This window comes from Corynebacterium sp. HMSC073D01 (assembly GCF_001815555.1).
Classification (GTDB): domain Bacteria; phylum Actinomycetota; class Actinomycetes; order Mycobacteriales; family Mycobacteriaceae; genus Corynebacterium; species Corynebacterium glucuronolyticum.
Map to the genome: position 1 here is coordinate 1 of NZ_KV821029.1, position 19,359 is coordinate 19,359.

A 19,359-nucleotide genomic window follows, 5' to 3' on the forward strand; every position below is an offset into this window, starting at 1 on the left:
CCACACACCAACAAAACCACAAACCCGCAGGTTAAGTTGAGGTTTAAGGTTCCCGCATTCTCCAGATATGCGCGGTTACGCAGCTCGCAACGACGAAAAGGATGACGGGGACCCACCAGATCCCTACGACAACTCCGGTAATGAGCATGGAGATGATCATCGTCCCCCACAGTGATCCGAGGGTTTTCTTCTTGGCGCTGCGCGTCATCTCCCCTTTTTCGTAGTTGGAGATGTAGGACCCGATGACCGGGTGCGTGCGAACGTAGTTCTCGAATTTCGGCGAACTCCGGGCGAAGAAAAATACGGCGGCGAGGGCAAATGGCGTGGTGGGCAGGATCGGCAATGCAACACCGATAAGTGCGAGTGCCATGTTGATGACACCGCCGGTGAAGAATATTGCGCGTTTCATCGTCGCCTCCCGTCTGCGTGTTTTGCCGGCGACCAGGTGGGGGCGATCCCCAAAAAACAAATGGTGCTTTATGCATCGCGAGCATTACGCTAACAACTGTATCTTTTCGCCTTTCCGTGGTTTAGGAGGACCTTCCGTGGCTGAAGAAACCACAGCTCAGTTAACCCATCCGGTTGATGCTGTCCCGTCGGCACCGAAACTTGCCGCCCTTGGCTTGCAGCACGTGCTTGCTTTCTACGCAGGTGCCGTCATTGTGCCGCTGCTGATCGCCAGTTCGCTCAATCTCGATTCTGCGACAACGATTCACCTCATTAACGCCGATCTGCTGACCTGTGGCATCGCCACCATTATCCAGTCGGTGGGCATCGGCAAGCACGTTGGCGTGCGGTTGCCCATTATTCAGGGCGTGACAACAACGGCCGTGTCCCCCATTATCGCTATCGGCTTGGGCGCGACCAACGGTGAGGGCGGTGTCGCTTCGCTTCCCACCATTTACGGCGCCATCATCGTGTCGGGCTTGTTCACGTTCTTCGCGGCTCCCGTGTTCGGTCGGGTGCTGAAGTACTTCCCCCACATCGTTACCGGTACGGTGCTGCTGGTCATGGGTACTTCACTGCTTGCGGTTTCCACCAATGACTTCGTCAACTACGCCGAAGGTGTCCCGGCCACGCGCGATCTCCTCTACGGGTTCGGCACGCTGGCAGTTATCGTGCTTGTCCAGCGCTTCTTCCATGGCTTCCTCGGCACGTTGTCGGTTCTCATCGGCCTCGTCCTCGGCACTGCCGTGGCACTGATTCTTGGCGATACTTCTTTTGCTGATGTTGCAACGGCCAACGCATTCGGCATCACCACCCCCTTCTACTTCGGTATGCCTCGCTTCGATCTCGTCGCGATCTTTTCCATGATCATCGTCATGATCATCACCATGGTTGAGACCACTGGGGATGTCTTTGCCACCGGCGAAATCGTCAAGAAACGTATCCGCCGAGACGATGTTGTGCGCGCCATCCGCGCCGACGGTGTATCCACATTCATCGGTGGTGTCATGAACTCCTTCCCGTACACGTGCTTCGCACAAAACGTCGGTCTTGTGCGCCTGACCGGCGTGAAGTCGCGGTGGGTCGCAACCACTGCCGCCGGGTTCATGATCTTTTTGGGTCTCCTCCCCAAGGCCGGTGCGGTCGTCGCCTCCATCCCTTCACCTGTTCTAGGCGGCGCGTCCCTTGCACTGTTCGCCAACGTCGCCTGGGTCGGCCTGCAAACCATCGCCAAGGCGGATCTTTCCGACGGCCGCAACGCTGCGATTGTCACCACTGCGCTGGGGCTGGCCATGCTCGTGACCTTCAAGCCCGAGATCGCAGAGGTATTCCCCGCCTGGACTCAGACGTTCGTCTCCTCCGGTATGTCTCTCGGCGCCATTACCGCTATTGCTCTCAACCTGTTGTTCTTCCACGTCGGAAAGCAGAGTGGGGCGCGTGTATCACGGGCGACGGGCAAGGGAGTAACCCTGACGGAGCTCAACCAGATGGATCGCGACGAGTTCGTCGCTGCCCTTCGTCCCCTGTTTAACAACGAGGTCTTCCCCCTGGAGACGGCCTGGGAGGCCCGCCCCTTCAACGATGTCAACGAGTTGCGCGCGGCGATCCAGGTCGCGGTACTGACTGCCCCCGCAGAAAAGCGCGAGGCCCTCGTCCACGACTACCCGTCCATGGCGGAGCTTTTGCTTGTCGACGACTCGGAGTCGTCGTCGATCTCCGCCGATCGCGGTTCACTTGGGCTTACGGATCTGGACAGCGTTCAGACCGCCAAGTTGAAAGACATCTCCACCGCCTACCACGACAAGTTCAACATGCCGTTTGTCGCCTACCTAGACACCAACGACACCGTCGATCGCGTTATCGATGCGGGTGTGCGTCGCCTCGCCAACTCCCCGGAGCAGGAGCACCGCGCGATCCTTTCGGAAATCGTCGAGATCGCCAACGACCGCTTTGATCTCCTTCTTGCCGATGCTAACCCGGTCCGCTCTGCATGGGATCGTAAGTTCACCGAAGTGGAGTAATACGACCTTCTACCGCGAAACGGTTGGCTCCCGCCCAGCGGAATGCAACAGCGATTCCGACGAGCGGGGGCTTTTTCGATCCCGATGGGGGCGGATTCTAGAGGTTCTTTATTGCTTTACTCGTCGTGGCATCAGGCTACCGGTGCACCCCAGAAAAGCTATCCTTTCCATTCGGGAATGAGGAGGGCGCATGTGGTGAAACGTATCTCCCTTTCGGCTTCCCGCTGTCCACGGAGGTTTCACCAGCACCTAACCGGATCGTCCGGTCGCATGAGGCACTCCCGACAAGAGGATACTGGTTTGCCACCCCAACCCCGTTTTCCAGGCACCTGCACCATTGTTATATGTTTTCTTTTTGTTAACACCCCTATATGAGGGTTATTTAGCGAGTTCGTAGGACTTTTCGCGGCGTAGAGTCGAGGCATGAGTACGGCATTGATTGTAGGGGCGGGTCTCATTGGAATGTCGTTCGCACAGCGCTTTGTCAACTCCGGCTGGAATGTCCACATCGCCGATGTCGCAGCCGAGGTTGAGGAGAAGGTCACAGATACATTCGGCGACAGATTCGGGACGACGGTTACCTTTTCCACAGACATGAAAAAGGCAGCCGAGGGGGTGGACTTCGTCCAGGAGTCGGGGCCGGAAAAGATCGAGATCAAGCGACAGATGTTCGCCGATCTTGCCACAGCCACAGACGACGGTGTGCCGCTTGCATCGTCGAGTAGTGCCCTCCTTCCGTCGAAAATTGCCGAGGGCAACCCGGCTGCAGACCGGATCCTTATCGGTCACCCGTTCACCCCTCCGTCTCTAATGCCTGTGCTTGAGATCGTCCCCGGACCGGGAACCTCGCAGGAGATCGTCGATAAGGCCCTGGCGGTGTACAAAGAGATTGGCCTGGACCCCTCGCAACTGAAGAAAGAGATTCCGGGATTTGTGGGCAACCGCATCCAGAAGATCATCATGTGGGAGCTCATCGGCCTGGTGCAAGAGGGCGTCGTCGATGTCGAGGAAGCCGACCGCATCGTTCGCAACTCCCTTGGTTTGCGGTATGCCACCGTCGGCCCGTTCGAGGCGAACCAGCTCGGTGGGGGTAAACAGGGCATTCGTGGGTTTTTTGAAAATATTGCCTACGACTGGGATACGACCTTGAAGCCGCTCCAACCGGATCTGGGCCACATGGAGGATATTTTCACAGCTGTCGAGGAGGCCTTCGGCGACGACCCGGATGCCCGCATCGCCAAGCGCGACCATGACTTGCAGGGGTTTCTCGAGGTCAGAGGGGACAAAAAGTAAACCATCGTCCACAAAGGAGCGCACCGATATTTCCCGGTGCGCGCTTGTGTCCCTGACTGTCAGTCCACCTCGTTATGCCCGCCGTGACCGGGGAAATCAGCGTCATGATCGGGAAAGTCGGGGTGGGTGTGCTCGTGGAGCGACATGTCTTGTCCATGCGCATGGGTATGGGAGTGCGCGTGGGCATGGGGGTGGGTGTGTACAAGGTCACCGTGTGAATGCTCGTGCGTGTGCACATGCACGTGCTCGTGGGTGTGCTGGATGCCGATCGTGTCCAGGGCAATGACGATGGTGGCCACGACCATGACGGCTGCTGCCAGGAAGAACTGCCCGGTCATGTGTTCTCTCAGCATGACAAAGCTAAAGAAAACGCCGATGAACGGGCCGACGGAGTAGAAAGCCGATGTCTTTGCGGCACCCAGATGTCTTTGCGCCACGATATACAACTTGATGGACAGGCCGAAGGCGAATGCGCCGATGACAAGTGCTGCGAAGATCCAGGGTATGGCGGGCACAGCGTCGCCAAGTGCGAGAGCGATCGTGAGGGAACCGGTACCTGACCCCAGGCCTTTAATGAGCACGATTTGAGTCGAGTCCTTGTCAGAAATCTTCCTCGTGCAGTTGTTTTCCACACCCCAACACACCGTCGCGGCGAGAGCAAGCAACGCACCACTGTTCAGGGAAAAACCTCCTGCGAGATCCCCAGCATCGGCGGTGAGCAGTACGGATGCGAACAACACGAGCCCAATACCGACCCACAGCCTCCGGGAGACCTTCTCGCCAAAGAACACGAGAGCGATAAGCGCCGTCGCGACGATCTCAAAGTTGTTGAGGAGGGAGACTGTCGCGGCCTGCGTCCGTGCGACACCTGCGAGAAGGAGGATGGGGGCTGCTATGTCTAAAACCACCATGGCGATGGTGTACGGCAGATCTGAGCGAACAAGTCGCGGCGGAGGCATCCATGAGCGGTCCGTTTGGGCGCGCCGTTTTTCTACAACCGCGATGATCGCCATGGCGAACCCCGCGCCGAGGTAAAACATAGCGGCAGTCATGGTGGAGCTCATGTGCTCAAACAGAATCTTGGACAGTGGCACGCTGAGCGCGTACAGCGTCGCTGCCAAAAGCGCAATGAGGCTAGCCCACCAGCGAAGAGTCATCGCACTTCCTTCCAGAGCCAACCGTACAGCCAGCACCCCGCTAGCGGTGCCGACTCACCCTATCCATTACCTCGAACATTACGCCTATCGGGCAAGTGAAAACGAGTGTCCACGTAGAGTTGTTTTCTCCCTTAGCACACGGTTCCAGATGCCTGGCCTACCTCTTCCGGCTGTTTGATGCGATCCTGAGCCTTTTCGAGGTCAGTCTTCTTCGACTCCTCAAGCTCACGCATCTTCTGCGCCAACGGCTCCAGCTCCTTCGCCTTCGTGCGGTACTTTGCTGCTTCGTCGCGAAGCTTCTTGACGTACTCCCGGTCGAAGGTTTCTTTTTCTTTCTCTCCGGAATTGTTCTCCTCGTTGGAGTTGTCCTGACTATCGTTCTCGGGAGCGTCTGGCTCCTTGACGGCATCGTCTTGGTTGTTTGGACTGCCCCATCGTGATTCGCTTGTAGCCATAGCGCTTCATCGTCCGGGACGACCTCGGCATCCCCGGTCTCGGGCGCTGCGAACCATTCGATCCACAGCAGGGTTGCACGGCATCAAGAGGCTGGTAAACGAAAGAAAACCCCAGGCCGTTACCGGTCTGGGGTTTCCCTACTCGTGGAGCTGCCGGGAATCGAACCCGGGTCCTTCGCCATTTAGCCAGGGCTTCTCCGTGCGCAGTTCGCGCTGGCATCTCTACTCGGCTCTCCGGCTCGGGCAAACACGTCCGGATGATGAGCCCAGTCGACGGTAAAATGTCGGTTCCTCCCCCGCCGACGCGGGAGAAACCCAAGCCTCTTAGTCGATGCCGGTAACCAGGTCAGAGGCAAACCTGGGCCGACAGACTAGGCAGTCGCTTTATGCAGCGAGTGCGTAGTCGCGCTGAGTATTCTCGGCGCTTAATAAGTTGCTACGACGCTCACGGTGGTCGTTGCCTGCACCGGCACGCTTCCCCTGGCTTAACAAACGAAGTCGAAACCAAAAGTCAGCCCCGTTTTAACTTGCAGCGGGATTGTGCATCTTCTGCAAGAAGTTCAACGATACCCGTTGACGGTTTATTCCTCAAGCCATTCCTCAAGCCACTTCTTCAGCACCACCGCGTGGTTGGTGTCGCGATCTTTCGCGGCAAACACGAGGGTGACATCACCATCGGAGACGAGTTTTTGAAGCTTGTCGACGTCCTCCTCCTCCGAAGCGTTCAACTCCTTGCGGTAGCGGGTGGAAAACTCCTCAAACTTTTCCTCGTCGTGGTTGAACCACTTCCGCAGCTCCGGGCTTGGGGCAACGTTTTTCAGCCAGTGGTCCAGGTGCACGGCATCCTTCTTCACACCACGCGGCCACAGGCGATCCACGAGCACGGTGGTGCCACGGGCTAGTTCTGGGTCTTTACGTAGGTCATGAATTTTGACGCAGGTGATCATCTGCTATGCCTTGATTCCCTTCACTCGACGGCCGAGTTCACGAACAACTTCGCGCTCTTCCGTACGCCGCTTGATGTCTTCACGCTTGTCGTAGTCCTGCTTGCCCTCTGCCAGGGCGAGTTCGGCCTTGAGCAGGCCGTCTTTGAAGTACAGCTTCAATGGCACGAGTGTCTTGTTGCCGTCGCGAACCTTGCCGGCAAGGGAGTCGATTTCCTTCCGGTGCAGCAACAACTTGCGGTGCCGCATGGGGCGATGGTTTGTCCATGTACCCAGGCTGTATTCGGGAATGTTGAGGTTACGGAGCCACACTTCGCCGTGCTCAATGATGGCGAAGGCATCCGCGAGGTTAACGTGCCCCTCGCGGATCGCCTTGATCTCAGTGCCCACAAGCGAAATTCCACACTCGTAGGTCTCCAGGATGTTGTAATCGTGGCGGGCACGACGGTTGGTGGCGACGACGTTACCGCCAGCGTTCTTTTTCTTCTTCTTGCCCATAGTGGTTACCCATCTTACGCGTCGCTCAATGCCACTAGCCGTAGCCGTGTGCTGCTAACTGTTACTTCCTTACGTACAGCCGGAGTGCGACGTAGGCAGTCACGCCGGACGCAATGAGTCCGAGGAGGGTGACCAGTGGCCAGACTGTCCACAGGTCGGATGCGGTGATGGGCGCGATAAGGCGCGAATCGTACAGTGGCTGCAGTGCCGGGTCGACAACAAAGTTCTTCCCCAGGAACAGGCCACCGATGGCAACCACTGCGCCGATCAGCGTGGATAGGACAGCCTCGAGGACGAATGGTGCCTGCGTGTACCAGCGAGATGCACCCACCATGCGCATGATGGAGACCTCCTCACGGCGGTGGAAGGCGGCGATCTGTACCATGTTGCCGATGAGGAACAGTGCAGCAAGTGCTTGGACAGCAGCCACAACGAAGGTTGCGTTGCGCACCGCATCCAGGTTCTTCGTTGCTGCCTGCAGGTCATCTGCCTGGTCGACGACATCGGTGACCTGTTTCATATCGCGCACCGCATCGAGCGGCGCGGGGTTCAGCGGATCCGTCAGCCGCACATAGATCGTGGCCGGCAGCGCGTCAGGGGATGTCTCCTCCACAAGCACCGGGTCCGTCTTCTCAAACATCTCCTTGAAGCGCTCGAAGCTCTGGGCACGGTTGCGGAACGTCACCGAATCCACGCCGTCCTTGCTGTCCAGGGCGGAAAGTACCTCACGGCAGGCCGGGGTGGAACAGTTCTCGTCGTTGGCAGAAATCTCCTCGTCGAGAAGCACCATCACCTCAACGCGCTCCAGGTAAATGTCTTTCGTGTCACTGGTCACGTTGGTCACTAGGAAACCGGTGGCCAGAAGCGCCAGCGAGATGGCGGTGGTAATGATGAGGGCGAGGGTCATCGTAATGTTACGACCCAGGCCTTTGAGGCCCTCTTTAAGTACGTATCCCATTCCTATCGCCCCTGTCCGTACACGCCATGTGCATCGTCTCTGACCAAAACGCCGTTGTGCAGCTCGATGACGCGCCGCCGCATTGAATCCACAGCCTGCGCGTTGTGCGTACTCATGACCACTGTCGTACCCAGCTGGTTAATCCGATTCAACACCACCATGATGTCGTTGGCGGTGTCAGGATCGAGGTTGCCGGTCGGCTCGTCGGCGAGGAGCACAAGCGGACGATTCACAAAGGCACGGGCCACGGCCACGCGCTGCTGCTCGCCACCGGACAATTCTTGCGGGTAACGGTTGTCCTTGCCGGCAAGTCCCACGAGTTCCAGAGTCTCCTCCACCTTGTCTGGGATCGTAGATTTGCGCTTACCAATCACTTCGAGGGCGAACGCCACGTTCTCGAAAACGGTCTTGCCGGGTAGCAGACGGAAATCCTGGAACACGTAGCCCAGATGCTGGCGCAGCTGGTTAACGGCCTTTCCGCGCAGTGTATTGACGTGGTAGTCCCCCACATACACGTCACCTGAGGTGGGGTCTACTTCTTTCAGCATGAGCTCTAAGAAGGTCGACTTGCCCGATCCCGATGGGCCGATGAGGAAGACAAATTCCCCCTTGCCAATCTCCACGCTTACATTGTCCAGCGCAGGCCGAGTCGACGTCTTGTACGTTTTAGTAACAGCGTCAAATGTGATCACAGAAGTCACTCTAGTCCATGTTCGTCACGTCTTCCCCACCTATAGCTGTGGATTTGGTGGGAATCCCCGAACCGAGAGCTGCGCAACCGCCAACCGCAAGAGACGGAGCGTCGAAAAGCGTACTAGAAACAGGCGAGCTTGCAGCGCGGGCCATCGATGACCGTGATCGGCGTACCAAAGAGCTCGGACAACGTCGAATCCACCATGACCTCGTCCACACTACCCTGTGCAAAAACCTGGCCGTTCTTCACCGCGCAGATGCAATCGGCGTACTGGGCAGCAAAGTTGAGATCATGGAGAACGACGACGATCGTGCGGCCGAATTCATCAGCGGCGCGCCGCAGCATCCGCATCATCTGCACCGAATGGGCGATGTCCAAATTGTTCAGGGGCTCATCCAAGAGGACATACTCGGTTTCCTGGGTGAGAACCATCGCCACGTAGGCGCGCTGCCGCTGCCCACCAGAGAGCTCATCGAGGTAGCGATCCTCCAACTCCTCCAGCTCGAAGAAACGAATGTACCGGTCAATGATCTCTTCATCGGCCACGGTTGTGCGCCCCTTGTTATAGGGGAAGCGACCAAAGGCCACAAGCTGACGGACGGTGAGACGCGTGATGAAATGGTTTTCCTGCCGGAGAATGCTCAGAACCGTGGCCAAATCCGCAGACTTCGCGGAGGACACGTCCATGCCACCGACGGTGATCGTACCCTCATCCATTTTGAGAAGGCGACCGATCATGGTCAACAACGTGGACTTCCCCGCCCCATTCGGACCAACCAGTGCAGTCACGCCGTGGGCGGGAATATCGAGGGTAACGGGGCCGACCGAGGTGTCGGAGCCGTAGATCTTGTGTACATTTTCGAGGGTGATCATAGGCGTCCTTTCTTCATAATGACCCACAGGAATGCGAGCCCACCGACGAGCTCAATAACAACCGACACCACGCCCTGCGCATGGAAAACGTGATTCATAAAGAAGTACGCGCCAGTGAGGATCGCGTAACACATGAATACCGACAGCGGCAGAAGACGCCGGTGATCGTAGGTGTCGCAGGACTGGTAAGTGAGCGTAGCGACGAGGAACCCAAGGAACGTCATCGGCCCCACAAGGGACGTGGACACGGCCATAAGCACGGAAACGAGAGCTAGGACGGCGATTACCACTCGCTTGTGATTCACGCCGAGGTTAATGGCAATGTCCTCCCCCAGGCTGATGAGGTTCAGCTTCCCAGACAGGGCGAATAGGCCCGCAGCCGCCAGCACGACGAGGGGGATTGCGACAGGGAAGAGCGCCGCGTCGGCGTTATTGACGGAACCGAAAAGACGCGCCGCGAGGACATCGAACTCCGATGGATACAACATCCGCTGCATAAAGGTGGCCACAGAGCCCAGTCCTCCGCCGATGACGATGCCAACGAGCAGCATCAGGTGAAGGTTTTTCACCCCGCCGATAAACAGCCAGCCGTACAGCGCGAGCGAAAGCCCCACCATGAGCGCAACTTGGAGGAGGAATAGTCCAATCCCCTCAAAGTGCACGAGGGCCGCCGAGCCCAGGAAGAACACCGTCGCCGTCGCGATGAGCCGGTACAAAGACTCAAAACCCATGATCGACGGCGTGAGGATCCGGTTGGATGTGACCGTGTGGAAGCAGACCGTGGCGAGCGACTGGCACACGGCGACAATCGCCATCGCGACAAGAGACACCGCGCGGCGCTTCGCAATCAGCCAAAAACCTGGCGTCCCAAATTCCATCGGATTCTTATACATGAGAAGACCCGAGGTAAACAACACGCAGCACGCAAGGACGACCACGAACGTAACGGCGTACACGCGCCTGCCGTGGGCTGTTCCGAACGGTCCCCGTCTCCTGTTTTTGCTTGTCGACGCTCCTTCGGTTGCGGTCGTCGACGCATCAACGGGTTTTGTCTTCACAATCCGAGTCATCTCTTCCTACCCTGCCTTCTTCGTCGTCCGTACAAGCAGTGCGATGAACACAGCAGCGCCGACGACACCGAGCACCACCGACACGGGAATCTCGAACGGCATGATGATCGTTCGACCGATGAGGTCACACGCAGTGACGGTGCCGATGCCGAGAAGTGCCACCCACGGCAGGTTCTTGCGCAAGTTGTCGCCCAACATGAGAGAAACAATGTTAGGCACGATCAGCCCGATGAATGGAAGGTTACCCACAACGACGGTAACCACCCCGGTGGCAACCGCGATCAGGAGCGTGCCTGTGAGCATCACGTGCTTGTAGTTAATCCCCAGGTTGGTGGCGACGTCCTCACCCAATCCGGCAGCCGTCAGCCGATCCGCAATGAACCACACAACGACAAGGACAATGGTGACGATCCACAAGACCTCGTATTGCCCCTTAATCACCGAGGTAAACGAGCCTGCGAACCAAACACCTAGGGCCTGGAGCATATCGAATTGCAGGGCAACAAACGTCGACAAGGCTCCAACAACCGCCCCGAGCATGATCCCCACGATGGGAACCACAAGAGAGCTGCGCAGCGACACCCGACGCAGGAAGAGAAAGAAGATTGTCGTGCCGATCGTCGCGGCCACAACCGCGGCGATCATGCGGACGATGATCGGCGCCGTCGGCCAGACAATCATGATCCCAATGAGACCGAGGCCCGCCCACTCTGTCGTGCCCGTCGTTGTCGGCTCAACGAAGCGGTTCTGTGTGATGAGCTGCATCACGAGACCGCTCATGGCCATAACTGCCCCCGCCAAAATAAGAGCCACGGTGCGCGGGACGCGCGTGGTGAAGAACATCTCCACACCGTCTTCGCCTGTAAGGTCGTAGACCCCCGTAAACAGCGAAGCAACGAGAAGCGCCACAACCACAACAACCGCCACCACGAGTTTCCAGGTCCTTTCCATTCTCGGTCTCCTGGTAGCTAGCGGTGTGCTCATCGAGTTGGCCTCCTCGTTACTTTGGTGAAGCCCCTTCCGCAGGCGCGAAAGGGTCAATTCTCAAATCGCGTAATTTACAACTTGCTGGCGAGCTCGTTCAGGAATTCGATGTAGGTCTGGATGGACTCGTTGGTGTACGTGTCAGCAGGCATGTACACGACGTGGCCGTTCTTGACAGCATCGACGTTCTTGAGAGCATCGTTATTTTCCAGGACCTCCTTGGCAGGAGTTGCGTTGTCATCGATTGCGGCGTCGCGGTCGAGCACGAGGATCCACTGCGGGTTGGCCGCGACGATCGCCTCGACGGAGATCTCGTCACCCTTGTGGTTATCGGAGGAGTTCTCCACCTGCAGAGCAGGCGTGAGCCCCAGGATCGGGTACAGCGGGCCGATCGCGCGTCCCTTCTCCGGCGCGATGAAACCAATCTTGCCACCGGAAACGTTGACGGCGAGAACCTTCTCCTCCGGCTTGTACGCCGCCTTCACCTTCTCGACGGCATCATCAAGCTGCGTGTTGAGGGCTTCTGCCTCCTTGCTCTTATCAAAGATTTTGCCCAGCTCCGTCGTCTGGCGCTTCAGCTCGGAATCAAGCGGCTGCCCTTCGCGCACGTTGAGGTCAACGAAGGCGGCATCGCCGGCCAGCTCCTTCAGATCATCGGCGTACTTGCTGAAGCGCTGCCCCTGAATAATAAGGTCCGGGTTGGCTGCCACGATGGCCTCGAGGTTCGGCTCTCGGTGGTTTCCGATGTCCACGATCGACTCATCATCCTTGTAAGAGATGGTGTGCGGCATGAGCTCCCGCGGCGCGGCCTTGAGCTTTACACCCCAATCGGACAGCGTCTCAAAGGTGCGGTTATCGAGGCTAACCACCGACTCCGGGTTGACCGGGACCTCCACGGGCCCGTTATCCGTGTCGACTGTGACGGTAGCAGCCTCAGCCGCCTGCGTCGTTGTCTCAGACGTGGTCGCGTTAGAGCAACCGGAAAGAACCAGACCAGTTGCCAGGAAGCCAGCGATCAGCCCGGCAATTTTCTTGTGAGCCATGAAGTCACCTTTCTACGCCGCGTGCCGCGGCAACGTGTGGTTTCCGTCCCGCCGAAAATCCACGTTTTCATCTTTTCGACCGACGGGGCATGGCGCAGCATTCACGCCCTCGAACGCGTCTTTTACGCAACATTTCCATTGCGTAATTAAGAACACCATAGCGATTTAACAAAAAGTAAGTCAACCCTAATATAGGGCGAGCTAACTCAAAACCAGCGCCTATCCCCACTCACAGGCATTTCACAGTGCGATCGCAAAATTCTGGTAACATTTTTGCAGATCAATATTCTCGTTGAAAGGACCCCATCGTGAGCCACTACCGCTTCACCGCCGCGCTTACCGCATCCATGCTCGCCACTGGCCTGGTCACGGCCTCCCCTGCACTTGCCGATCCAGACCCCACCACCGGTGTCGAACTTAACGTCCCCACCTCCCAATTCAAGGCCATCCCAGTCACGTTTGATTTCTCAGACTCCCGCACTGAAGGTATCGAGGCACTGAAAAAGTACCGCGCCCGCGCGTGGGACTTGGATCTTCCGTTCGAAGGCCAGAGCATACGAGAACTAGCAAGAAAGAGCGGTCTCAATACGAAGGAGGCCTACGTCAATGCCGTACAGTCTGACGGTGGCCTTACACGCATCGCTGTCCAGCGCGCTGCAGAAAACGCCTACACAAGGGAACTCACTCACACCCGCCCAACAAACTCCTCATGCCAATTGAGTTCCGCTGACGCGTGCGGAAACGCTTTCTCGGCGACGTATAACGGCCACAACGGATGGTCGGAAAATCTCATCTACCGACCTACAGACGTTGGAATTGGCTACATGATCTATGAGGGTTGGGGGAAGGGCGAGGAGAGCCCACTTAAAGCAACCAACGGCACATTCCAAAACAACACAGGCCATGTGATGAACCTGATCAACCCCGCTCACCGCTATTACGGTTTCGGGTATGTAAAGGAATTAAATGGCAACAAGTACATTGGTGCCAGTATTGGGTCTCATGCCCCAATCGAGGAGGATACCCTCCCTGCAGGAAAGCAGACGGTGAACTTGTACCGTGCCGCTGTGAGCGGAGAGACACCGACCGGCATCATCTCCAACACTCCTAGTACGCCGAAACCACAGGACCCGGCACCGCAGGACCCCAAGCCTCAGGATCCCAAGCCCTCTAAGCCGACGCCGCAGGACCCCAAGCCTCAGAATCCCAAGCCCGACCAGCAGGGAACTGCGACCAGCATGGACATCAACAACATCAGCTCGAACTCGGATGTCCTGTCCTCGGAGACTGCTACCGATGGGGAGAAAGCCATCGCGGGAATCTTCCTCGCCCTCGGTATCCTCGGGATTATTAGCGCGGTCGTCAGCGCTGCGCAGCAGGCCGGAATCCTCAACTTCTAGCCGCTCACCGCTTTTGCCGGCAGGTTCACGCCTGCCGGCTTTCTTCTGCCTAGTGGGGAAAAGTGACGGCGACGATATGGTCGTCGTGGTGGTGGGAACCGGTGCCATGGGTGACGTGGCGGGAGCGGGTTTCATTGATGAGCACACGCGCGTCGGAAAGCTCCGCAACCATCGCGGGGGTAAGACAATCAAAGCTTCCATGATGATGGACGAACAAGAGAACACCACCGGGGGCAAGGAGACGCCGCAGCTGGTCGCACGCCTCCTGCGTAGGCGGGAGCACAGGATACATGGCGGTGACGAGATCGTACGTGGGACTGTCCGGAAAATCTTCGATCCCACACACTCGCCACTCAACAGCGCCATCCGCGTCGGCTGAGCGAGCGCGGGAAACTGCCACCGCCGAGGGGTCAAAGGCAGTCACCTGCCACCCCGCGTCGGATAGCCACAACGCATCGGCCCCCTCACCGCAGCCCACGTCCGCAGCCTTACCCGGCGAGAGCGCCAGCGCCTGGACGGCGTAGATGAGCGACTCGTTGGGGTTGCCGCTCCACATGCGGTCAACCTGACGGTAGCGCTCGTCCCACTCTTCCGCTGTTGACACCATCGCGTTATTTGTCGCTTTCAGCCATCCGCCAACGAATTCCCGCCTCAAGGAACCCGTCGATGTCGCCGTCGAGTACCTTCGACGGGTCGCCCACCTCGTAGTTGGTCCGCAAATCCTTCACCATCTGGTACGGGTGGAGCACGTAGGAGCGCATCTGATTGCCCCAGCTTGCCTCCCCACCGGCGCCGAGCGCGTCCATCTCCGCCTGCTCCTCCTGGCGCTTGCGCTCCAACAGGCGGGACTGGAGAACAGCCATCGCCGACGCGCGGTTCTGGATCTGCGACTTCTCGTTCTGACACGTCACCACGATGCCCGTCGGAATGTGCGTGATACGGACCGCTGAATCCGTCGTGTTCACCGACTGGCCGCCGGGTCCGGAGGAACGGTACACGTCCACGCGGACATCGGAATCGGGAATGTCGATGTGGTCCGTTTTCTCCACCACGGGAAGGACCTCGACCTCCGCAAAGGACGTTTGCCGACGCGCTTGGTTGTCGAACGGGCTGATGCGCACAAGGCGGTGGGTGCCCTGCTCCACCGAGAGCGTTCCGTACATGTAGGGATCAGAAACCTGGAAGGTAGCGGACTTGATGCCCGCTTCCTCGGCGTAGGAGGTGTCAAAGACCTGCACCTTGTGACCTTCCTTTTCCGCCCACCGGATGTACATGCGCATGAGCATTTCCGCCCAGTCCGCAGCATCCACACCGCCGGCCCCGGAACGGATGGTGACCACGGCATCGCGCTCGTCGTATTCGCCGGAGAGCATCGTCTGCACCTCCATCGATTCGATGGCCTGGCGAAGGTCGGCGCGCTCGTCGTCGGCAAGCTCTGTCCCCTCGCCCTCTTCCTCGGCGAGCTCGTACATGACGGGAAGGTCATCGACGCGCTGGCGCAGCGCACGCACTTTCTTCAGCGTCGACTGCGTGTGGCTCAGGTCCGAGGTAACCTTCTGTGCGTTCGTCGGATCGTTCCACAGCGTAGGGTCGGCAGCGGTGAGCTCGAGCTCGCGCGCGCGCTCAGCCAGAGCATCAAGGTCAAGCACCTTTTCAATGGTGGTTAACGTGTCGGACAGGGACTCAATATCAGAAGCTACATCGGGTTGCACAATGGATAAGCCTACCTATCTAGGGCACAATAGGGTGGTATGAGCACCTCTAATGAGAAGATCACCAAGAAAATGTTGCAGAGCATCGCCAAGACGTTCTGCGTAGCCCACCAGCATGACGACGACGCGCGGATCGCACAGTCGCTTGTCTATAACGCCGGACGCCTCGCCTGGAGGATGCGAGAAAACGGGGTGTCTACCCGCCAGAAAACGTCGGTGTCCGATGTTGTTACCGAGGCCGACGAAGCGGCGGAGTTCTTCGTCTCCCACGTGCTTAGAACCCTTCGCCCCGACGACGGCATCCTGGGAGAAGAGGGTGCCTCCCAGGCGTCGAAAAGCGGAAAGACGTGGGTAATCGACCCGGTGGACGGAACCTACAACTTCGCCTCCGGCTCCGACTACTGGTGCTCCGCCCTCGCGCTCGTCACCGGCGACCCATCTGCGCCCGAGACCGTGCACCTCGGCGCCGTTCACCGCCCCGCAATGGGCTACACGTGGTTCGGTGGCCCGGAAATTCCCACGACAAGAGACGGCCAGGAAGTCGCAGACATTGAGGATGCCGATGCCGCACATGTTTGCCTCGGCACGTACATCCACCCCACATGGATTAATGACGACACGCTCCTCGGCTGCTGGCGGCGCGTTGCCAGTACGTTCGCTACCGTCCGCATGCTCGGCGCCGGCTCCGTCGACCTAGCCAGCGTGGCCGACGGCACGCTCGGCTGCTGGATGCAACACTCCGTCAAAGACTGGGACTGGCTGCCCGGCAAAGCCCTGGTAGAGGCCGCAGGTGGTGTGACCGCAGAGGTTCCCGCCGGGGGCGTTGTGTGGAAGATCGCCGGCCCGAAAACCGCAGTCGCACAGATGACGGAGGCACTGACATGCTAAAACAAGACCTCGCCCTGGCCATCTCCCTCGCGGAGGCCGCCGATGCCATCACCCTCGACCGCTTCCAAGCCCAGGACCTCAACGTCGCCACCAAGCCCGACCTCACCCCCGTCTCCGACGCGGACCTCGCCGTGGAGAAAACACTGCGCGGCATCATCGAGCGAGAGCGCCCAGACGACGACATCCTCGGCGAAGAATACGGCGGCACGCCCGCCGCCACCGGGCGCCAGTGGGTCATCGACCCCATCGACGGCACGAAGAGCTTCGTCCGCGGAGTGCCGATCTGGGCCACCCTCATTGCCCTCTGCGACGGCCACACCCCCGTCCTCGGCGTGGTCTCCGCCCCTGCACTCTCCCGCCGGTGGTGGGCGACGGACGGTGGTGGCGCATTCCTCAACGGATCACCCCTCCACGTGTCCAAGGTCTCCACGCTTGCCGACGCCTCCCTCGGCTTTTCCTCCCTCTCTGGATGGGCGGACCGCGGGCTCAGAGAAAAATTTGTCGACCTCACCGACGCCGTCTGGCGAATCCGCGGCTACGGCGACTTCTGGTCCTACTGCCTTGTCGCCGAGGGTGCCATCGACATCGCCACCGAACCTGAGGTAAACCTCTGGGACCTCGCGGCCCTCGACATCCTCGTCCGCGAAGCAGGCGGCACGTTTACCTCCCTCGACGGGGAGCCCGGACCCTACGGCGGCAGCGCTGTTGCCACCAATGGGCTGCTACACGCCGACGTGCTACGCGCACTGCGTTAACACCCAAAAAGGCCGTGGCCCCTTCTATGGAACCACGGCCTTTTTCTGTTTTACGGCAAGCGGAGCCCGTAGCCGGGGTAATCCTCATGTTCGTTGAGATCAGCAAGGACCTGCTCGCTGGTTGTCACGATCGACGGGGAGTGAAGGAAACCCTGCAGTGGTGTACGACACGACGTGTCAATGCCAGGTGCAATATCCATGCCACCGGACATGAAGCCGACGAGCTGGTCGCCACGCAGGATTGGCGCGCCCGAATCGCCACGAGTAGCGCACACCTGGGAGAAGCTCACCGACTCTGACGTAATGAGGTTCAAACCACACGTCATGCCGGTGCCCACGCCTTTCTTGCAGATCCGCTCGCCATCATTGGCCCTGCCGGACAGGCTGTTTACGGTAACGCCGTCGTAAGTGCGGGACAGCTCCGCCTTCTTCGTGTCAAACACAATGACGGAGTAATCACGGGCTTTATTCCCACCGACAATGGTGCCCATGGGCGCGATGGACTGTGCATCCGCCGACGACACCTTCTGACCGAACTGGCCACAGTGAGCGGCTGTGATTCCTATACCGCGCCCCTTGGCATCGAAACCTACGATGCCAAGCGTGCACAAATTCTGCGGCGTGCCATCAAAAGCGTGCACGAAGATTGGGGTTCCGGGGCCAAACAGGGCCCTCCCACGTGCCTCCGCGTCCCTGGCTTCCTGCGGAATATCGGGGGCGTTGAAGAAAGAGTTGGGCGCGCGATGCAAGACGCCACCTTGCTTAAGGGCCATGAACTGAGAGCCAATATCGTATTTCCACTCGTAGTTAAGCAGGTTTTCTTCCTGCAGTGGCTCCGCAGTGGCGGTGGGGACGACGGCAAAAGCCGATGTGGCAATTAGGGAAACGGCTGCGAGACTCACTCGCGCCAGAGTGGAAACAAGGCGCATTCTTCCAACATAACAGCTTTCACATGAACCTCATGCGATAACACCAGGTGGCGGTTTTCCGGAACCCAATTGTTACCAACATGTTGTAATTCCGTAACGGATATGGGCATGCCGAATGGCCCGAGTGGGTGCTCGGGCTTTTGGCGTGGGGTGTTATCCGGGCGGTGAGGGGTCGATGGGCATGCCGAGTTGCATCCGGGAAGACGCACGGCCCCGCCTTGGGCACACGGGTGCATGTTGAGTTGCAAGGGTCCGCCGAAGGCAGGCTTCCAATACTCCAACCCGTCTATTCGCACCATCCGGCCGTACATGGGTGTATCCGGATCATCATCATTGCGGCCGTTGAAGAACTTACACAACAACATCAGGTTAGAGGAGATTGTTTTCCCACCCATTTTCACCGCTTTAATGTGGTGCACCTGGCACTCACTGGCAGGAGTCGAACACCCCGGATGCGGACACACCGGATTACGAATCGACTGGTTAATAAACTCCAACACATCCGCAAACCGGGAATCCTCCGTCATCTCAAACGAATACAAACCAAAATTCTCCGGAGCAAGGGGACTGACAAGAGCAATAATCCCCTCCTTTTCAAGCTCAGCCTCCACAATCTCCTTACCCGTAATAGTCGCACCATTGGTAAGCGAAAACACGAACCTGTTTCGTTCCTCCTCCGTGTACCCCATAAAGTCCATAGTGAACGGGAGCACAAACAAAGGCTTGCCAACAGTGGGAAGCGACCCATCTGCTTCAGACAAAGCCAGCTTGACTAACCCATCAGCAGGACACGTCTTGTCCGTGGCTTTCGCACGATCAAAAATCTGCTTCACCCGGGAGGATTCTGCTGTGAGCGTCAAGGTGGCGAACGTGGAGTTTTTGATCGCCCGATACGTGAGCTTCTTATCCGGGTTATCGGCCCGGTGCTCATTCAACTGCTGGATAAGGCGCGCGCCCTCGGCGTTAATGGTGGTGATATCACGCCCGTAGGGAACAAGAGCCTCACGGATCGTCCACGCGTGCTTCTTCGGCAGCTTCACCACAAACCGCTCAATAGCCTTCAATGAAGCAAAACTACACCCGGCCACGGTGGCCTTTTCACGGGCTAGCTCCTGCTTACGTGGGGCGCTGGCGCGCCCAAAGTAGATACCAGCAAGCTTCTTAATATCGTGGGCAGTTGTGGGATCATACCCCAGGCGAACCAAAGCTTTTTTGGACATGCCAAACGCCTCCCCGGC

19 protein-coding genes, 1 other RNA gene and 1 pseudogene are annotated in these 19,359 nt (G+C 58.5%); 5 read left to right on the forward strand and 16 right to left on the reverse strand.

The window, feature by feature from the left end:
• Positions 1-43 precede the first annotated feature (43 nt).
• A complete protein-coding gene (locus HMPREF3044_RS03760; RefSeq protein ID WP_070739447.1) occupies positions 44-409 on the reverse strand; it encodes a YbaN family protein in 366 nt (121 codons plus the stop codon).
• A gap of 136 nt (positions 410-545) precedes the next feature.
• Between HMPREF3044_RS03760 and HMPREF3044_RS03765 the strand changes: the two genes are divergently transcribed.
• Positions 546-2,468: a solute carrier family 23 protein gene (locus HMPREF3044_RS03765; RefSeq protein WP_070739450.1), complete on the forward strand. Its 1,923-nt coding sequence runs from the start codon at positions 546-548 to the stop codon at positions 2,466-2,468.
• Between the two features lie 423 nt (positions 2,469-2,891).
• Positions 2,892-3,761, forward strand: coding sequence for a 3-hydroxyacyl-CoA dehydrogenase NAD-binding domain-containing protein (locus tag HMPREF3044_RS03770; protein WP_070739453.1), 870 nt, complete (start codon positions 2,892-2,894; stop codon positions 3,759-3,761).
• A gap of 59 nt (positions 3,762-3,820) precedes the next feature.
• Here the strand turns inward: HMPREF3044_RS03770 and HMPREF3044_RS03775 are convergent, their stop codons facing one another.
• The 11 genes from HMPREF3044_RS03775 to HMPREF3044_RS03825 all read right to left on the reverse strand — a co-directional run bounded on the left by HMPREF3044_RS03775 (position 3,821) and on the right by HMPREF3044_RS03825 (position 12,437).
• A complete protein-coding gene (locus HMPREF3044_RS03775; RefSeq protein ID WP_070739456.1) occupies positions 3,821-4,918 on the reverse strand; it encodes a DMT family transporter in 1,098 nt (365 codons plus the stop codon).
• A 131-nt stretch (positions 4,919-5,049) separates the two neighbouring features.
• Positions 5,050-5,373 carry a hypothetical protein gene (locus tag HMPREF3044_RS03780; protein ID WP_070739459.1) on the reverse strand — a complete coding sequence of 108 codons (324 nt, stop codon included), beginning with the start codon at positions 5,371-5,373 and terminating at the stop codon, positions 5,050-5,052.
• A gap of 142 nt (positions 5,374-5,515) precedes the next feature.
• Positions 5,516-5,892, reverse strand: a transfer-messenger RNA (tmRNA) gene (ssrA, locus tag HMPREF3044_RS03785).
• A 62-nt stretch (positions 5,893-5,954) separates the two neighbouring features.
• A complete protein-coding gene (locus HMPREF3044_RS03790) occupies positions 5,955-6,320 on the reverse strand; it encodes a DUF488 domain-containing protein (RefSeq protein ID WP_070739462.1) in 366 nt (121 codons plus the stop codon).
• 3 nt (positions 6,321-6,323) lie between these two features.
• Positions 6,324-6,815: an SsrA-binding protein SmpB gene (gene smpB, locus HMPREF3044_RS03795; protein WP_005390223.1), complete on the reverse strand. Its 492-nt coding sequence runs from the start codon at positions 6,813-6,815 to the stop codon at positions 6,324-6,326.
• A gap of 61 nt (positions 6,816-6,876) precedes the next feature.
• Positions 6,877-7,779 carry a permease-like cell division protein FtsX gene (gene ftsX, locus HMPREF3044_RS03800; RefSeq protein WP_196793959.1) on the reverse strand — a complete coding sequence of 301 codons (903 nt, stop codon included), beginning with the start codon at positions 7,777-7,779 and terminating at the stop codon, positions 6,877-6,879.
• The gene (gene ftsE / locus HMPREF3044_RS03805; RefSeq protein ID WP_005390225.1) at positions 7,776-8,465 is read right to left on the reverse strand and encodes a cell division ATP-binding protein FtsE; all 690 of its coding nucleotides are present in this window, start codon (positions 8,463-8,465) and stop codon (positions 7,776-7,778) included. Before ftsE ends, ftsX begins: the two co-directional genes overlap by 4 nt.
• A gap of 122 nt (positions 8,466-8,587) precedes the next feature.
• Positions 8,588-9,340 (reverse strand): iron ABC transporter ATP-binding protein, encoded by a 753-nt coding sequence (locus HMPREF3044_RS03810; protein WP_005390228.1) that lies wholly within the window; start codon positions 9,338-9,340, stop codon positions 8,588-8,590.
• Positions 9,337-10,410, reverse strand: a complete 1,074-nt coding sequence (locus HMPREF3044_RS03815; protein WP_070739465.1) for an iron chelate uptake ABC transporter family permease subunit — start codon at positions 10,408-10,410, stop codon at positions 9,337-9,339. Before HMPREF3044_RS03815 ends, HMPREF3044_RS03810 begins: the two co-directional genes overlap by 4 nt.
• A gap of 6 nt (positions 10,411-10,416) precedes the next feature.
• Positions 10,417-11,361 carry an ABC transporter permease gene (locus HMPREF3044_RS03820; RefSeq protein WP_198481436.1) on the reverse strand — a complete coding sequence of 315 codons (945 nt, stop codon included), beginning with the start codon at positions 11,359-11,361 and terminating at the stop codon, positions 10,417-10,419.
• 107 nt (positions 11,362-11,468) lie between these two features.
• On the reverse strand, positions 11,469-12,437 hold the full coding sequence (locus HMPREF3044_RS03825; protein ID WP_070739471.1) for a siderophore ABC transporter substrate-binding protein: 969 nt from the start codon (positions 12,435-12,437) through the stop codon (positions 11,469-11,471).
• A gap of 308 nt (positions 12,438-12,745) precedes the next feature.
• Here HMPREF3044_RS03825 and HMPREF3044_RS03830 point away from each other — a divergent pair, with 308 nt between their 5' ends.
• Entirely contained in the window at positions 12,746-13,837 is a 1,092-nt protein-coding gene (locus tag HMPREF3044_RS03830) for a CAP domain-containing protein (protein WP_246820872.1), read from the forward strand.
• Between the two features lie 49 nt (positions 13,838-13,886).
• On the opposite strand, the gene HMPREF3044_RS03835 is transcribed toward HMPREF3044_RS03830, so the two are convergent.
• Together HMPREF3044_RS03835 and prfB are read right to left on the reverse strand one after the other, a co-directional pair.
• Positions 13,887-14,444 (reverse strand): class I SAM-dependent methyltransferase, encoded by a 558-nt coding sequence (locus tag HMPREF3044_RS03835; RefSeq protein ID WP_005390235.1) that lies wholly within the window; start codon positions 14,442-14,444, stop codon positions 13,887-13,889.
• Between the two features lie 4 nt (positions 14,445-14,448).
• Positions 14,449-15,549 carry a peptide chain release factor 2 gene (gene prfB, locus HMPREF3044_RS03840; RefSeq protein ID WP_070739474.1) on the reverse strand — a complete coding sequence of 367 codons (1,101 nt, stop codon included), beginning with the start codon at positions 15,547-15,549 and terminating at the stop codon, positions 14,449-14,451.
• A 39-nt stretch (positions 15,550-15,588) separates the two neighbouring features.
• On the opposite strand from prfB, the gene HMPREF3044_RS03845 reads away from it, so the two are divergent.
• Together HMPREF3044_RS03845 and hisN are read left to right on the forward strand one after the other, a co-directional pair.
• On the forward strand, positions 15,589-16,437 hold the full coding sequence (locus HMPREF3044_RS03845) for an inositol monophosphatase family protein (RefSeq protein ID WP_005390237.1): 849 nt from the start codon (positions 15,589-15,591) through the stop codon (positions 16,435-16,437).
• Positions 16,431-17,192, forward strand: a complete 762-nt coding sequence (gene hisN / locus HMPREF3044_RS03850; protein ID WP_005390238.1) for a histidinol-phosphatase — start codon at positions 16,431-16,433, stop codon at positions 17,190-17,192. Before HMPREF3044_RS03845 ends, hisN begins: the two co-directional genes overlap by 7 nt.
• A 50-nt stretch (positions 17,193-17,242) precedes the next feature.
• On the opposite strand, the gene HMPREF3044_RS03855 is transcribed toward hisN, so the two are convergent.
• Together HMPREF3044_RS03855 and HMPREF3044_RS03860 are read right to left on the reverse strand one after the other, a co-directional pair.
• The gene (locus tag HMPREF3044_RS03855) at positions 17,243-18,094 is read right to left on the reverse strand and encodes a S1 family peptidase (RefSeq protein ID WP_246820873.1); all 852 of its coding nucleotides are present in this window, start codon (positions 18,092-18,094) and stop codon (positions 17,243-17,245) included.
• A gap of 180 nt (positions 18,095-18,274) precedes the next feature.
• Positions 18,275-19,359, reverse strand: a pseudogene (locus HMPREF3044_RS03860) (HNH endonuclease signature motif containing protein); the annotation flags it as partial.

What these genes read in the sequence shown, in the direction of transcription:
- HMPREF3044_RS03770 (WP_070739453.1), top strand. Translation starts at nt 2,892, where the DNA reads ATGAGTACGGCATTGATTGTAGGGGCGGGTCTCATTGGAATGTCGTTC.
- smpB (WP_005390223.1), bottom strand. Translation starts at nt 6,815, where the DNA reads ATGGGCAAGAAGAAGAAAAAGAACGCTGGCGGTAACGTCGTCGCCACC.
- HMPREF3044_RS03835 (WP_005390235.1), bottom strand. Translation starts at nt 14,444, where the DNA reads ATGGTGTCAACAGCGGAAGAGTGGGACGAGCGCTACCGTCAGGTTGAC.
- HMPREF3044_RS03815 (WP_070739465.1), bottom strand. Translation starts at nt 10,410, where the DNA reads ATGACTCGGATTGTGAAGACAAAACCCGTTGATGCGTCGACGACCGCA.
- HMPREF3044_RS03825 (WP_070739471.1), bottom strand. Translation starts at nt 12,437, where the DNA reads ATGGCTCACAAGAAAATTGCCGGGCTGATCGCTGGCTTCCTGGCAACT.
- HMPREF3044_RS03780 (WP_070739459.1), bottom strand. Translation starts at nt 5,373, where the DNA reads ATGGCTACAAGCGAATCACGATGGGGCAGTCCAAACAACCAAGACGAT.
- HMPREF3044_RS03810 (WP_005390228.1), bottom strand. Translation starts at nt 9,340, where the DNA reads ATGATCACCCTCGAAAATGTACACAAGATCTACGGCTCCGACACCTCG.
- HMPREF3044_RS03775 (WP_070739456.1), bottom strand. Translation starts at nt 4,918, where the DNA reads ATGACTCTTCGCTGGTGGGCTAGCCTCATTGCGCTTTTGGCAGCGACG.
- HMPREF3044_RS03760 (WP_070739447.1), bottom strand. Translation starts at nt 409, where the DNA reads ATGAAACGCGCAATATTCTTCACCGGCGGTGTCATCAACATGGCACTC.
- HMPREF3044_RS03790 (WP_070739462.1), bottom strand. Translation starts at nt 6,320, where the DNA reads ATGATCACCTGCGTCAAAATTCATGACCTACGTAAAGACCCAGAACTA.
- HMPREF3044_RS03845 (WP_005390237.1), top strand. Translation starts at nt 15,589, where the DNA reads ATGAGCACCTCTAATGAGAAGATCACCAAGAAAATGTTGCAGAGCATC.
- hisN (WP_005390238.1), top strand. Translation starts at nt 16,431, where the DNA reads ATGCTAAAACAAGACCTCGCCCTGGCCATCTCCCTCGCGGAGGCCGCC.
- HMPREF3044_RS03820 (WP_198481436.1), bottom strand. Translation starts at nt 11,361, where the DNA reads ATGGAAAGGACCTGGAAACTCGTGGTGGCGGTTGTTGTGGTTGTGGCG.